The organism is Flavobacterium sp., from assembly GCF_035292545.1.
In the GTDB taxonomy this organism is placed as follows: Bacteria; Bacteroidota; Bacteroidia; order Flavobacteriales; family Flavobacteriaceae; genus Flavobacterium.
The window spans coordinates 14,266-30,102 of record NZ_DATDPV010000033.1 but is presented as its reverse complement, the minus strand read 5'-3'; the positions used below and the strand labels follow the sequence as shown (position 1 = coordinate 30,102).

Genomic DNA, 15,837 nt, shown 5'->3' with positions numbered 1-15,837 from the left:
TAGCTTCAAAAAAAGACTGATAACTACTTATCAACAAAACCGAAAATTAACTTTTGGTACCATTCTATTAAAGAGCCAAATAGTAATTTTGTAGGATGTATGCTTTAGTCAATTGTAACAATTTTACGCTTCGTTTGAAAGTGTTTTCCAGCCGGAATTCAACGGAAAACCTGTTGCAATAATGTCAAATAATGACGGCTGCGTGATTTCGAGAAGCGAAGAAAGGCAAAGCGTTCGGCATTCTTATGGGTGCACTGGCATTTAAAATTAAGGAACTCGTAAAAGAAAAAAACGTCAAATTATTTTCGTCTAATTATCCGATTTATGGCGATTTGAGTAATCGCGTGATGTCCATTTTAGGACAATTTACACCCAATCTGGAAATATACAGTATTGATGAAGCTTTTATGAATTTTGACGGAATGGACATTGCTGACTACCATGATTTACGGTCTTCAAATGAAAACACGGATTCAGAAATAGGTTGCCATTCCGGTTTGTATCGGCTTTGCGCCTACTAAAGCGTTATCGAAAGTAGCCAACAAAATCGCCATTTGCTTTATCGATGGGGAATTTACCGTAAAACGAATCCAGTTAGAAACAGATTGTATGTATCTGATGCCGGAAAATGCAGATTATCCTCCGATAAAAGTAACGGAAGAAAACCAATTGATTATTTGGGGAATCGTAACATACGTAATCAAAGCAGTATAAAACCAAAAAAACCCCTTCTTTCGAAGAGGTTTTTGTACCCGGAGCCGGAGTCGAACCGGCACGGTTTCCCACAGGTGTTTGAGACCAGCGCGTCTACCAATTCCGCCATCCGGGCTTAGCAGACTATAAATAATTACTAAAAGCAATTATCTAAACGCAATAAAGAGATATTTGGTGGTAGCCAAACATCTGTTCCTTTAACACGGTGCAAATGTAAAAAATATTATTACAATTTCTAGAAAAAATACTTAAAATTTTCCCCCAGAAGTGCTATTTTATTCCTAAATTTGCACCTCGTTAACGCGACACACACTAACTAACTACAAAACAACCTATTAAAATGCCACATTTAGAACCAGAAGCAAAAATTTTTGCGTGTTCACAAAGTGTCTATTTAGCCGAAAAAATAGCCAAAGACTATGGAGTTCCGCTAGGCAAAGTTACGTTCTCTAAATATAGCGATGGGGAATTCCAGCCTTCTTACGAAGAGTCTATAAGAGGGTACCGTGTTTTTATCATTTGTTCCACTTTTCCAAATGCAGATAATCTGATGGAATTGTTACTGATGATTGATGCGGCCAAGAGAGCTTCGGCCAGACACATAACGGCTGTCATCCCTTACTTCGGTTGGGCAAGACAAGACAGAAAAGACAAACCAAGAGTTCCGATTGGGGCCAAATTAGTTGCAAAACTATTAGAAACTGCCGGAGCAACACGTATTATGACCATGGATTTACATGCAGATCAAATACAAGGTTTCTTTGAAAAACCAGTGGATCATTTATTCGCTTCAACGATTTTCTTGCCTTATGTAAGAAGTTTGAATCTGGATAATCTGACCATTGCCTCTCCAGATATGGGAGGTTCAAAAAGAGCCTATGCGTATTCTAAATTTTTAGAATCCGATGTGGTAATTTGTTACAAACAAAGAAAAATAGCCAATGTCATTGATTCAATGGAATTGATCGGTGAAGTAAAAGGTCGAAATGTAATCCTTGTGGACGACATGATCGACACCGGAGGCACTTTGGCGAAAGCCGCAGATCTAATGATCGAAAAAGGAGCCTTGAGCGTCAGAGCAATATGTACGCACGCCATTTTATCAGGTGATGCCTACGAAAAAATAGAAAATTCACAATTGAGTGAATTGATTGTTACCGATTCTATTCCGTTAAAGAAAGAATCAAAAAAAATAAGAGTAGTGAGTTGTGCACCTCTTTTTGCAGAAGTAATGCACATGGTGCACCACAACAATTCCATAAGTGGAAAATTTTTGATGTAATAATTGGCAATATGCAGAAGGCTTTAAGCCATATGCATTGAGTACCGCCTAAGTTTTATTACATTTCGCATGAAGCCTAAAGCTTATTGCCTAAAGCATAATTTATTATTTATTAACTATATTTTTTTACAATGAAATCGATTACAATTAAAGGATCAGAAAGAGAAAGCGTGGGCAAAGTAGCAACTAAAGCCATACGTAATGCTGGAGCGGTTCCTTGCGTGTTATACGGAGGAGATCAACCAGTACATTTTTCAGCAGAAGAAAAAGCTTTCAAAACATTGGTTTACACTCCAAACGCACACACAGTTGCAATTGAACTTGGAAAAAAAACCTATAATGCAGTTTTACAAGACGTACAGGTTCACCCGGTATCAGACAAAATTTTACACATTGATTTCTTTGAATTAGATGAAAAGAAAGAAATCACTATGGAAGTTCCTGTTAAAATCATTGGAACATCACCAGGGGTATTATTAGGTGGTGATTTACGTTTAAATCTAAGAAGATTAAAAGTGAGAGCTTTACCAAAAAATCTTCCTGATTTCGTAGAAGCTAACATTTCAGAACTTCAAATGGGTAACAAATTGTATGTAACTAAAGTTGAAACAAAAAATTTCAAATTAATACACCCGGACAATACTGTAATTGCTCAAGTGAAGATCTCTCGTGCCGCTATGAAAGCAGCTCAAGAAGCAGCAAAAGCAGCAAAAGCTCCTGCAGGAAAAAAGAAAAAATAATTTTTTTCGATCATATCCAAAAAGCATCAGTTGTAAAACTGGTGCTTTTTTTATGCCTTGAAGCGAAAAGTCCGGTCTTGATTTAGGAATCCTATTCCTGCTGTCCGTTTTATCTTTTGTTCTGAACGCCAGAACAAAAGGATAACACTGCCATCAGGGCTAGATAACTATTCATTTTGTCATTAATCATTTTTCTAAAAATCGAAAAATCTAACCATCGAATAATCTAATTAACTTACTTTTGCATCATGATAAGATGGTTAACCTCTCTATTTTCGACAACAAAAACAGAAGACAATACAGATTGTATGAAGAAATTTTTAATCGTAGGATTAGGCAACATCGGAGCCGAATATGTAAACACCCGACACAATATCGGATTTAAAATACTGGATCATTTTGCCAAAAAAGAATCCCTTTCCTTCGAAACCGTAAAATTAGGCGCGTTGGCAGAATACAAATTTAAAGGCAGAACCTTCTTGCTTTTGAAACCAAACACCTACATGAACCTCAGCGGAAAAGCAGTGAAATTCTGGATGGACAAAGAAAATATTCCACTCGAAAATGTTTTGGTGATCACCGACGATTTAAATTTGTCTTTCGGAGCAATCCGCATCAAACCCAAAGGAAGCGACGGCGGACATAATGGTCTGAAAAGCATCCACCAAACCTTAAACACAACCGAATATACCCGTTTCCGATTCGGCATCAGCGATGAATTCAAAAAAGGAAAACAAGTAGATTATGTGCTTGGCGATTGGGACGAGGAAGAAAAAGCAAAACTCCCGGAACGTTTGGAACTCGCTTCCGAAATCATCAAATCTTTTGGAACCGCAGGGCTAGAAAACACAATGACTACCTATAACGGAAAATAATTTGTTGCTTCTAAAAGCCCGGAAACGGAATAGTTCATCGTGGTTACAACACCAGAATTAATGATATTTGCCAAAACATTACCAGTCGCAGCTTGTACATTATATCAAGAGGCATTTGAATTTGCAGTCCAAGTTAACGATAAAGAAGTGTTTTGACTCGTCGCATTATTTGCTGGAGAGGTTAATGTCATTAAAGGAAATGTCGAATTAAATAATTATAATTTTATTGTTTGGACAACCAAATCGAGAATTTATTCAAAAAATCATAAAAGCATTAGATTACAAAATCCTAAGCGAATTACTACAAAACGCAAATACCAAATTAATTACACCCTTTAAAAATAACGAAACCTTTATAAATAGTCACTAATCATTAGCTTTTCTATACCAAAATATTTTTTATTATATTTATTATTTATTATTTTTACCAAAATTTTAATATAATGAAAAAAAATACCTCAATTCGAAACATTTTTGTTTTACTATGTTTTTTATCCTTAAGTACCATTTATTGTCAAGAGAAAAAACAGACCAAAAGTACTTTATTTGGTCAACAAATTAAGAACGGCTACATAAATCCAGATAATGGCTTTATCAGATGTGCGTCTACAGAGTACGAAAATTTTCTTCAGGAAAACAATTCCAACAGAATGACCACTGCTCAGTTTGAAGCATGGATTGCCCCAATCATTGCAAAACAGAAAGAGGATGCCGAAAATGGCAGAGCTCCTCAAACAGTATTTAACATCCCTGTAGTAATTCACGTAATTCACAATGGCGACCCAATAAACACAAGTGCTTCTCATGCAGGTGAAAACATCTCTTATGCACAAGCCGTTTCTCAAATTACGGTTATGAACCAAGATTTTAGAAGAATGCTGGGAACCCCTGGAAATGGCTCTACAGGATACAACTTGGGAACAGATTGTGAGGTTAACTTCTGTTTAGCACAAAGAGACCCTAATGGCATTTTGTCAGATGGTGTTCATCGCGTTAATTTAGGTCAGGCAAGTTTTTCAACTACAGAAATAAACAACACCGTAAAACCTCAGACCCAATGGGATCCTACTAAATATTTGAATATGTGGACTGTTCGTTTTACCGATGGCAGCCTATTGGGATATGCACAATTTCCTTCAAACTCCGGTTTAGGAGGGTTAAATGCAAATGGTGGAAATGCGAATTCAGACGGAGTTGTAGCTAATTACAATGCTTTTGGAACTAATGCCTTAAATGATGGTTCTTTTGAACTAAATCCAACTTACAATCTGGGAAGAACGATGACTCACGAAGTAGGACACTGGATTGGATTAAGACACATCTGGGGAGATGATACTGTTTGTACGTTTCCCAACGCCACTTCAGGAGATTACGTAACTGATACTCCCGATTCTGACCAACCCAATTACACCTGTACTGTAGTTTCGAATTGTAGTGGAAATGATATGATTGAAAACTACATGGACTACACAAACGACGCCTGTATGAATACTTTTACCGCTGGTCAAAAGGCACGTATGGTTGCAGTAATGACTAATAGCCCTAGAAGAATGGAATTATCTGCCTCGAATGGTTGTACTCCAGGATTAGTTTACAGTCTTGATGGTAGTATTGAAAATATCGATGTTGTTACCACTTGTAGCACTTCAATAAGTCCTGCAATCACTATTAAAAACCAAGGGACAACAACTTTAACTTCAATGTCGATAACATACAGCATTGACAATGTTAACCCACAAGTTTATAACTGGACTGGTAGTTTAGCTCAAAACGCTACAGCTATAATAACCATAAACGGATTAACTACAACATCAGGAGCGCATACATTTTACGCGACAATCACAGGAGTTAATGGTGCGGCTGATCAAAACGCTACTAATAATGCCTCAACAAAAACTTTTACTATTGTTTCAAACTACGCCTTCAACGATGTTGTCTTTACCTTACAAAAAGATAATTACGGAAGTGAAACTACCTGGACACTGAAAAACGGTTCTGGAGCAACTTTATATAGCGGTGGTCCATATACCAACCAAACTGGTGGTGGTACACTTATCACTCAAAACTGGACATTAGCCAATAACAATTGCTATACGTTTACGATTAATGACAACTTCGGTGATGGAATTTGCTGTACTTATGGTAACGGTTTTTATGATATTAAAAATGGCGCCACTGTTGTTACATCAGGAGCATCATTTGGAGCAAGCGAAAGCAAATCTTTTAGTATTAATTTATTAGGAAATACAACCTTTGAATCGTCAAATGATATCTATGTTTATCCAAACCCTACTAAAGGGACTTTAAACATAAAAGTGCCAAACAATTTTGGTCTTCCAAATAGCTATACCGTACAGAATTATTTAGGTCAAACGCTTGAACAAAAAAATATTACTGCAGAAAATGATTTATCAATAAATACTTCATCTTTAAGCAATGGCGTTTATTTTATTACAGTTGTTAAAGGAAATGAGAAAAAAACTTTACGTTTTATCAAAGAATAATTTTAACTCACAAACATTTAAAGGGGATTGAATTATTTTTCAATCCCCTTTTTTTTGGTTAAAAAATTAGTGCTTTTAAAAAAAATAAACATCCTGTATTACATAATCCCTTTTTCAATATCTTTATGTGTTTCAAAACCAATCTTTTTACCATGAAAATATTGCCGCTATTCCTTTTACTGGCTTTAACAAGTTGTAATTGTCAAAAAAACACCTCTTTCAAAAAAACAGCAGACACAATTACCGTTAACGAAGAATGTCCTGAAAATGGCATTTGCACTATTGAACTGCTGAAAAACAAAAGCCTGATTGCCAAAAGTGACGAATTTGGAAAACTGTATTACAACCTTGAAGACAATGAATCCAAAAATGTGGTGCGCTTTACTTTTGAGAAAGATAAAGATGAAACTTTACAGGATTCCGGTTATAGAGAAGAAATCATTTTTGAAATAAACTCAAATGTCTCCGAACTAAATCTTTCAGGAAAGAATCTTCAGGAAACTAAAATGATATTTGGCCGATTCTGTTTCTGCAAAGGCGCAACGGGATATTACAAAGTTCAAGACGGAACCTTACTGCTAAGAAAAGCAAAAGAAAATATAGTCTTAGACTTAAATTTTAAAATAACTGAAGTTCCTCAAATTGTAACTAAAATAAATAGAATTATTAAATAAAAAATCTCTGCCAAGGCAGAGATTTTTTATTTAGGTCTAGTCGTATAGAAAATTATTAATCAATAATAATTCTTTTTACCATTTTCTGATCGCCATCCTGAACCGTTACGAGATAAACACCCGCTTGGACATGGTCTAGCTGTAAGTTTTGAGAAAACAAACCTGAATTATTATATTTTTTATTAAAAATTCTTCTTCCTCTCAAATCATGAACAGTAATATTTACATCATTATTTGAAGTAGAATTAAACTGGATGGTAAAGTTTCCTTTATTTGGATTTGGATATAAAGAAAATTCAGCTAATCCAAAATCTTGTGTGGCTAAAGTGATAGTCTGAGTGCAGATTATAACAGAGGCCGAATTTACAGTTCCCGTATCACCGGTGAAGGCATCACGTACTCTGAACGTCCAGGTTCCTTGAGGGTTTTGACCATTAAAAACAGACAGCGGCTGGTTTGGCGCTACATTTTGTAAAGCGGTATTACCACAAGCGATTGCAACTCCTGAATCATCAAAATTTAAATTCAAAGTACTATTTGTATTTCCACAGTTTCTTTCAAATGTTTTTACAACAGGACCTAACGGACTGCTAATATCTGATTGAACATCTGACATATAAGTGTGTGTAAGACTAAAATTGACATTGACATCCGATATTGTAGCGGTAGTTGGTGGTACTGTTACAGTTCTTGTCACATATGTCGGTGAATCAATTACAGGAATTGGAGTTGAAAAAGGATAAGTAGTACAAGCTGTTGTAACAGTATAGCCAATAGCAAACGTTTTTGAGTTAATCGCATAATACACATTGTTCACCGGTTCAACCATGATTCTGCAAAAAGGAGCCGAAACATTCGGAACAGTAATCACTTGAGTTCCGTCATTGGGGGTAGAATCCACTAAAATTGTAGGATAGGTAAGACCGCCGTCTGTAGACAATAAAATATTTACCGCTGTAGTTGCCGGAACTGCTGTTCCGCCAAGATTCCAAGTTATTGTTTGCGAAGTGCCCTGAGTCCAAGATATCCCATCAGTATTTTGAGAAGTTACTGCAAATGGAGTTCCACTTGCATAAGTAAGAACCATATCTGCTTTTTGAGTTTGTCCACCGTTAGGAGTTCTATTGTCTCTTACCGTTAATCTAAAAGCCATTGTTCTGGCAACGGCAGGCAGTACCTCCCATGTTGGTGCCAAATTTCCTGCTAATACATCTGAGAATCTTGGAAAATATCTGATTAACGAGGTTGTTGGCGGATATGATCTGAAATTGGTACCTGTTAAAGCTGTAGCGGATGGCGTTGGACTAGAAACTGAGGCAGGCGGAGAAGTAACGAATGCTCCATTGTTTTGTTCCCAACAATAGGTCAACACATCACCATTAAGATCGGTAACCGTTGGTGACGTTAGTTTAAAAGGGGTTCCATTTGGAATCGTATAATTGCTTAAAGCTGGAATTACAGGTGTAGCGTTTCCATTATTAATTCCAACTACGCAATTTCCAGCTCCGGTTATATGAGCAAACATTTCGTCTAAACTAACTGCATGAAAATAATCATCACTGTTTGACTGAACATTTTGCGGAGAACAGATACCCGCATAAGCCATGATTGTTGTTCCGCTTCCTGGCTCTACTGCTGTTGTATTGCTTCTGTTTCCGCCACAGTTTCCGCCATCTCCGGCAAAAGTATGATTAGCTCCAAATTGGTGTCCAATTTCGTGTGCCACAAAATCAATATCATAAGCATCGCCAACTGGTGCTGTGGAACCAGTAATTCCTCTTGCTTTACCAGCCACACATACAGAGGGTCTTTGAGCCAATCCGCCGCCTCCTGTACTAACCGTATGGCCAATATCATAATTTGAAAATCCTATTAAGCCATCAATAACCGTTTGACTCTCATTGATTAAAGTATTAGGCGCGGTATTACTAAAATTATCAGAGTCTATAAATATAATCAAATCGTTATTTGCAACCAATTGCATTTTTAAAGACATATCTCTTTCATAAACCCCATTAATTCTTGCCATAGAAACATTCATAGCAGCCAAAACTGCTGCTTTCTTTTGAGCCAATGTTCCGGTTCCGACGCCCGCTGCTATAACATGATAGGATGCATATTCAATGGTACAGGCCATCGCCAGCCTATAGGTTCTAAACTTACTGTCCGACGCACGACCCTGAGCCATATTTTTTGGTAAATTCAAGCCACCAGAAACATAATCCGGCCCATCTTCTACACTACAAGAAAAAGTTCTTGAGGTAAATAATTTAGCTTTGCTGTAAACCACGTAATTTCTCAAATCCTTGGTGTAAGGATCCATATAGCTAGTTCCGGTTTTACCGGACAATGTCATCGTATGCAAACCAAAAATAGTAACACTAAAGTTGATTGTAGCGGTAGGATCTTCAATACCTTGCCCAACATAGGTTTTTATATCCTGATATTTAGAGGCTAAATCCGGGTGCATAACAGAAGATTCATAAATTCTATAGCTTGCCATTTGACCATCAGGATTGGGAAATTGTATAATTACATTAGACAACCCTACAAAATCATCTTGAGAAGGCGCTTGTTGAAGTTGGAATTTCAAAGCCGTCATATCAAGAGAATAAACCTGAAACTCAACAGGCATTGCATTGCGCTCCAACTTTTCCTTGCCAGCCAGACTTTCCATGGAAACTTTGTTCCATACAGATTTTTGTGCATAACTACTTGCAAATAAGAAAATAGTTAAGATACTGATTAGTAATTTTTTTTTCATTTTTCTATTAGTTAAATTTCTATCAAAATTATCGCTTTTTTTGCTCATAGAAAAATGATGTTGCTTATTTTATATTTAAATTCCTAAAAAAAACAAGTAATCAATGATTTTTTTATAAAAAAATAAAGAATTTTAAAAAATTTAATGATTTCTATTAAAAACAATACAATTAAAAAATTTCAAAAAACACATTTACTGTAAAGTCTTTTTTATTTATCAAATGGATAGTCTAAATTTGCTGCATCTTATAAATATACCTTTGAAGATTTTTCATTCCATATCCGAATTCAGGGCCACACAAAAAACCATCGTTACCTTGGGTACTTTTGATGGCGTTCACATTGGGCATAAAAAAATTATTGAAAAATTAATTCAAAATACCGCAAACGATCAATACGAAAGTTTAATACTTACTTTCTTTCCGCATCCCAGAATGGTTTTACAAGAAGAATCGGAAATAAAACTGCTCAACACGATAGAGGAAAAAGCCATATTACTAGAAAAAACAGGATTGGATAACTTAATTATCCATCCCTTTGACAAAGCGTTTTCAAGACTTACTGCCGAAGAATTTGTCAAAAATATTTTGGTAGACCAATTTAACATCCACAAAATCATCATTGGCCACGACCATCGCTTCGGAAGAAATCGTACGGCCAATATCGAAGACCTGATTATTTACGGAAAACAATACAACTTTGAAGTAGAGCAAATTTCCGCACAGGAAATCAATGATGTTTCGGTAAGTTCTACAAAAATCAGAAATGCAATTTTAGAAGGAAACATAACGTTGGCCAATGAATATTTAGGCTATGACTACTTTTTGACAGGAACCATCATCAAAGGCAATCAGCTGGGCAGAACAATTGGTTATCCTACTGCAAATCTGAAAATTGAAGAAAATTACAAATTGGTTCCACAAAATGGCGTTTACATTGTAAAGAGTATTTTGAATAATACTACCGTTTTCGGAATGATGAATATTGGCACCAACCCAACGGTCAAAGGAGGAAATCTTTCTATAGAAGTTCACTTTTTTGATTTTGATGCTGATTTATACGACCAGAAAATAGTTATTTCCATTTTACATCGCATTCGTGCGGAACAAAAATTCGAATCCTTGGATTTGCTGAAGGAGCAACTAAATAAAGACAAGGAAACTTCCATTTCTTTTCTCGAGAATTTATAAAATTATCACAGTTTTATTTTCCTACAAAACCATATTTATTTTAAGGCATTAATTTTTTTGATGAAATCGAATTATTTACGTTAAAAACAGCAATAATTATCAAATATTTTTAGTAATTTTGAAATAATTAGCGGACCGAAATGTATCTAACCCTATTATTACTTTTTTCTAATTTGTAATAATATCCCTTAAAACTACTGTTATGAAACTACAAAAAGAATTGGTAAACGGGTTTTTGATTTTTCTTGGAATTGGAATCTATTTCTTAGCAATGGAAGCATTAGGGCTTTCAGATATTTATTATTTGAGAATCTTAAACATTTTTATAGTTTTATACATCGTCAATAGAACTATAAAAACAAACATCGAGGAAGGCAAAACCGATTACCTGAAAAATATGATTTCCGGAGGATTAACCTCAATTATTGGTGTCGTTTTGAGTGTTATTGGCTTACGAATTTATATCGCTATCAGGGGCGGAGATGAATATATTAAAAACCTTTCCGATGTTTTTTTATTCGGAAATAATCCCACCGCAAATGAATATTGCATTGGCTTACTTTTCGAAGGTACTGCCTCTGCCGTTATTGCAACTTTTATTTTGATGCAATATTGGAGAAGACACATTGTCTCTGACTAAAAAAACAAATAATTTTTCATATTACAAATGTTCAGCTTTGCTTGTTTAGAACAATTTAACTACTTTTGGAGCAATCTAAAAAGGTACAATGAGCATCAAAAAACACAACTGGACAAAAGACGAAATTATCGCTATATACAACAAACCTATGATGGATTTGCTCTTTGAAGCAGCATCGGTTCATAGAGAACACCACGACCCAAATGTGGTACAGGTTTCTACTTTATTATCCATAAAAACTGGCGGTTGTCCTGAGGATTGCGGTTATTGTCCACAAGCGGCACGTTATCACACCGAAATTGAAGGTAATGATTTAATGTCTGTGAGTCAGGTAAAAGCGCAAGCCTTAAGAGCAAAATCAAGTGGTTCCTCTCGTGTTTGTATGGGTGCAGCCTGGAGAAACGTAAAAGACGGTGCCGAATTTGATCAGGTTTTAGAAATGGTGCGAACCATCAACAAACTGGACATGGAAGTATGTTGTACTTTAGGTATGATTACTGAAAATCAGGCGCACCGATTGGCTGAAGCAGGTTTATATGCCTACAATCACAACTTGGACACCTCAGAAGAATACTATAAAGAAGTTATTTCTACACGTGGTTTCGAAGACCGTTTGCAAACCATTGAGAATGTTCGTAAAACAAATGTGACGGTATGCAGTGGCGGAATTATCGGAATGGGAGAAAGTATCAGTGACAGAGCCGGAATGCTAGTGGCTCTATCTACTTTAAATCCACAACCGGAATCAGTGCCGATTAATGCATTAGTTGCAGTGGAAGGAACGCCATTGGAAGAAGAAAAGCCTGTTGAAATTTGGGAAATGATTCGTATGGTAGCTACTACCCGAATCATCATGCCAGAAACACAGGTGCGTCTTTCAGCTGGAAGAATGAACATGAGTCGTGAAGGCCAGGCGATGTGTTTCTTTGCCGGAGCCAATTCTATTTTTGCCGGTGACAAACTATTGACTACACCAAATCCTGATGTAAATGAAGACATGAAAATGTTTGAAATGTTGGGATTAAACCCTCAAAAACCTTTCACAAAAGTATCTCAGCCAACAACTGTTGAAGCAGCGGATTCTCAATTTCAAACACTGGGTGAAAAACCAAAATGGTCACGCCCAGGACATGCTATTGAAAGAAATCTAGAAGCTTCCGGAAAAGGAAAAGAATAATTCATTTAGTTTTTGATAATAAAAAATCCCAACTTTTCAGTTGGGATTTTTTATTATCAAATTACTTTTTAAAATCTAATAAACTAATTTTTTAGTTACTACTTGAGTATTCGACAGAATGATTTTTACAATTAATGTTTGATGATTCATCAAATCTGAAATCAATGCTTCATTACTATTTACTTTATTATTTTCAAAAATTTGTCTTCCAAGTATATCATAAATAATTACCTTTTCGATTGGTTCCAATTGTGATTGGATTTTTATTTGTTTGTCATTTGAATAAATGGTAACCATATTTTCATTCAATGCCGGATTGTTGTTACCCAGAGTTGCGGTTGTAAATCTCAGTTCGAAACGGTTATTGAAAGTTCCTGTAGCCGTTGTGAAACTATAGGCTGATGTTTTCAGGTTATGGGTCGTATTGTTTGATTTATCAAGTAAATACACATTTTGATCTATGAAAAACCCATCCAGATTTTCGATCGCAATAGAAAAAGTTCCCGATAATGTAGTGGAGTAACCCAATGGAATAATTTCACTTGCGTTGAAAGGCAAAGCTCTTCCCTGAATAGAATAATTATCAGTTCCTACAACTGAATACAACGATAGCACATTTCCGGCCGGGAAAGTTTTTCCATCATGCAGATTATCAAATCCATTTGTTGCACCCGTTACATAACCTAAAAGAGTTTCGTTATAAGCGCCTTGCGGGTTTGATATATTTAACCAAAGACGGTTTTTCTCGATAGTGTTCGTTGCAGACTGCGGAGCAGTAGCGGTTCTGAAAAACTGATTGTTGCTACCGGCAATTCTCATGCTGTTTTTGAAATTTGCGGTATACGTTCCGTTGACCAAAGCCGTGTTGGCTTCAATGAAGAAACCCTGCCCTGAGGCAATTTTACCGTCAGGTGCAACTCCTCCGGCTACTGCTACAGCTGTTTTTATCCCACCGGTTAAATTGTATTTGGCATAATCATCACTCGTGTAATTATAAGTTGCATTACCTGGAATGGTACTGCTTATTGCAGTGTTATGAGTCCATAGGTATATCGTTCCGTTTATGATATTGGAATTAGCCGGATCAGAAAGAAATAAATCGATATCAATTGCTGAAGGATATGGATTTCCAATTAGATTGTAAGTACCGGCACCTTTTTGGATGGTAACCGGAACGACTCCATTGTTAGGAGCCCCAATAAAATTTCCGTTATATACCCCTAATGTAGCATTTGTGGTGCTCCATCCTTGTGGTGCTCTAATAATATAGCCTTTGCCGGCAGCCATGACCTGATTACCACCGTTAGTGCCCGCCCAATTGTTTGTTAAAGGATCAAAGCTGTAATAATAGCCGGTATTTGGCGACAATTGATTTAATTTCCAGTTTTGAACCGGCGATGACCAATACGTATAATCGTATAATTTCATCGGAGAAGAATTTCTTTTTACGGTAATGTTTCCAGTGTTTATTGCCGCATCGTTTGTCTGAATCAAACTGGCGTTATTTTCTAAAGTAATCGTTCCGCCTGCAACCGTAATAGCATTAGACATTATTAAAGTATTACCAGAATTAACAATAACATTCGTCCCGGGATTTACGGTACAACTACAGGCATTAATATCAGAAAAAGATGTGTAATCCCCATTAAAAATAATGTTTTTATCACTAGACGGAAGCCCATTACTCCAAGAAGAGCCATTCCAGGTAGTTGTTACCAATGGTAAAATAACAACAGCCTCTGACCCAGCAGAATAACAAGAATTGGTAGTTACGGTAAAATTATAAGTTCCCGGAACTAACCCTGAAACTGTACATGATGTTCCTGAATAAGAAATATTTCCAGGATTCAAAATACCAGACAGAGGCAAACCGCTCAAGACCACACTTCCGGTTGTTATAGCACAAGTTGGCTGTGTTATTAGTCCAACAATAGGTGTAGGAGGTCCGGCAGTTAAATTCAATTTACCATTATTTCCACTTAATACACAAGAAGAAGAGGTTATCAATGCTCTATATTTATAACCGTTCATCAAAGCATTTATATTTGTAATGGTAAGCGTTGTTGTGAAAACACCTGAATAAACCGCATCATTTGCTAAATTATTCCACTCATTGTTAATGCCGGTTTTAACTTGCCATTGGTATTGCGGTGATGCACCTGATGTAGACACTGTAAATATTGCATTACTCCCGGTACAAGCTGTAACGTCCATTACATCAGAAACAGTGAAAGGACAGCTCCCTGAATAAATTGCCTGGTTAATTAAAGTAATTAATGCTGCCCCTTCGGAAGCTGGCACATCAGCACCTGGAATAACTGTGCTGCCAACCGAACTTGGCGTAACAGTCACTGTAGCATTAGGATTCAATGCGTAAATATTACCCGCACTGCCTGTAAGAGAAAAATCACCAATGATATTACCCCCTACTACAACAATTCCGCTGTTTTGCAATGAGGATGTCGAAGGACTGATTAAGTCGCCACAAATAATGACGTTGCTCTTCCAAAAATCAGAAATTCCATAATTATAAAAATTACCATAAACGACAAGTGTTGCTACACCTGAACCCCCTGGCATATTAAAAGCACCACCAGGATTCACTGTAAAATTATGGCCTACCGTAAGCGTTTTTTGATCATCTATTTTCAAAACCCCTGAAATAGTAATACTATTGGCCAATGAATTTACATTTACAGTTACCGTTTTCCCAAAAGGAATCAATACGTCTTCTGCCGATGTTGGCACATGATTAAGGGACCAGTTTCCAGTATTATTCCAATTTGAATTGGTTGCCGTGAAAGTATTGGTGGTCTGTGCACAAAAAGTAAAAGAACTAAGTGATAATATTAATATCAAGATCGATCTGTTATTTGAAAACAAGTGTAGTATTTTATCCATTTTTTATTTTTTTGTTACTTCGAATGATTTTCTTTAAAAAAGCTATCGAGATAAAAGGTTTCTAAAAACCAGTTTGGAGTTCTGTAAACTTTAACAATTTTTACGGAAAAACCGTATCTTAATTATTTAATAAATCATTACGTCAAGACTCAGGAAAATTACAAATGCTCATTCGAATCATTTTATTTATTCTTCAAATGACAATAAAAATCGTTAAAGTGCAAAATTAGACATTATAAGTAAGTTTATTCTTAATAAATAGAATAAATCCGTTGCAATGAGTAAGTGCATTTGTCAGTTTTTTCTTTTTAAATAATAACTGTGTTCAGTTAAAAAAACACCGAAAAGTGGAGAGAATCACAAATTTGTTGTAAATA

At 36.0% G+C, this 15,837-nt stretch carries 11 protein-coding genes, 1 tRNA gene and 2 pseudogenes; 11 read left to right on the top strand and 3 right to left on the bottom strand.

Translation table 11 applies throughout. The features are described 5' to 3' along the window. Window positions 1–169: 169 nt before the first annotated feature. The 3 genes and pseudogenes from VI621_RS14810 to VI621_RS05160 form a co-directional block, all read left to right on the top strand. Window positions 170–265: pseudogene (locus VI621_RS14810) on the top strand (hypothetical protein); the annotation flags it as partial. Further along, a complete protein-coding gene (locus VI621_RS05165; protein WP_324217314.1) occupies window positions 246–521 on the top strand; it encodes a hypothetical protein in 276 nt (91 codons plus the stop codon). The pseudogene VI621_RS14810 and the gene VI621_RS05165, both read left to right, overlap by 20 nt. 19 nt (window positions 522–540) lie before the next feature. Further along, window positions 541–714, top strand: a pseudogene (locus VI621_RS05160) (LexA family protein); the annotation flags it as partial. A gap of 35 nt (window positions 715–749) precedes the next feature. Here the strand turns inward: VI621_RS05160 and VI621_RS05155 are convergent. Then, a tRNA-Leu gene (locus tag VI621_RS05155) sits at window positions 750–829 on the bottom strand. A 225-nt stretch (window positions 830–1,054) separates the two neighbouring features. Here VI621_RS05155 and VI621_RS05150 point away from each other — a divergent pair. The 5 genes from VI621_RS05150 to VI621_RS05130 all read left to right on the top strand — a co-directional run bounded on the left by VI621_RS05150 (window position 1,055) and on the right by VI621_RS05130 (window position 6,789). After that, on the top strand, window positions 1,055–1,996 hold the full coding sequence (locus VI621_RS05150) for a ribose-phosphate pyrophosphokinase (protein ID WP_324217313.1): 942 nt from the start codon (window positions 1,055–1,057) through the stop codon (window positions 1,994–1,996). Between the two features lie 131 nt (window positions 1,997–2,127). Continuing rightward, complete coding sequence (locus VI621_RS05145) at window positions 2,128–2,736, top strand: 50S ribosomal protein L25/general stress protein Ctc (protein ID WP_324217312.1); 609 nt, start codon at window positions 2,128–2,130, stop codon at window positions 2,734–2,736. A 248-nt stretch (window positions 2,737–2,984) separates the two neighbouring features. Beyond that, window positions 2,985–3,611: an aminoacyl-tRNA hydrolase gene (pth, locus tag VI621_RS05140; protein ID WP_324217311.1), complete on the top strand. Its 627-nt coding sequence runs from the start codon at window positions 2,985–2,987 to the stop codon at window positions 3,609–3,611. 443 nt (window positions 3,612–4,054) lie between these two features. Next, on the top strand, window positions 4,055–6,115 hold the full coding sequence (locus tag VI621_RS05135) for a M43 family zinc metalloprotease (RefSeq protein WP_324217310.1): 2,061 nt from the start codon (window positions 4,055–4,057) through the stop codon (window positions 6,113–6,115). A 152-nt stretch (window positions 6,116–6,267) separates the two neighbouring features. Then, a complete protein-coding gene (locus VI621_RS05130) occupies window positions 6,268–6,789 on the top strand; it encodes a hypothetical protein (RefSeq protein WP_324217309.1) in 522 nt (173 codons plus the stop codon). A 55-nt stretch (window positions 6,790–6,844) separates the two neighbouring features. On the opposite strand, the gene VI621_RS05125 is transcribed toward VI621_RS05130, so the two are convergent. After that, window positions 6,845–9,553: a reprolysin-like metallopeptidase gene (locus VI621_RS05125; RefSeq protein WP_324217308.1), complete on the bottom strand. Its 2,709-nt coding sequence runs from the start codon at window positions 9,551–9,553 to the stop codon at window positions 6,845–6,847. A 259-nt stretch (window positions 9,554–9,812) separates the two neighbouring features. On the opposite strand from VI621_RS05125, the gene VI621_RS05120 reads away from it, so the two are divergent. The 3 genes from VI621_RS05120 to bioB all read left to right on the top strand — a co-directional run bounded on the left by VI621_RS05120 (window position 9,813) and on the right by bioB (window position 12,559). Next, entirely contained in the window at window positions 9,813–10,742 is a 930-nt protein-coding gene (locus tag VI621_RS05120; RefSeq protein ID WP_324217307.1) for a bifunctional riboflavin kinase/FAD synthetase, read from the top strand. A 202-nt stretch (window positions 10,743–10,944) separates the two neighbouring features. Next, a complete protein-coding gene (locus VI621_RS05115) occupies window positions 10,945–11,382 on the top strand; it encodes a hypothetical protein (protein WP_324217306.1) in 438 nt (145 codons plus the stop codon). 88 nt (window positions 11,383–11,470) lie between these two features. Next, window positions 11,471–12,559: a biotin synthase BioB gene (gene bioB, locus VI621_RS05110; protein ID WP_324217305.1), complete on the top strand. Its 1,089-nt coding sequence runs from the start codon at window positions 11,471–11,473 to the stop codon at window positions 12,557–12,559. A gap of 75 nt (window positions 12,560–12,634) precedes the next feature. Here the strand turns inward: bioB and VI621_RS05105 are convergent, their stop codons facing one another. Further along, window positions 12,635–15,460 (bottom strand): T9SS sorting signal type C domain-containing protein, encoded by a 2,826-nt coding sequence (locus VI621_RS05105; protein ID WP_324217304.1) that lies wholly within the window; start codon window positions 15,458–15,460, stop codon window positions 12,635–12,637. Between the last annotated feature and the right edge of the window lie 377 nt (window positions 15,461–15,837).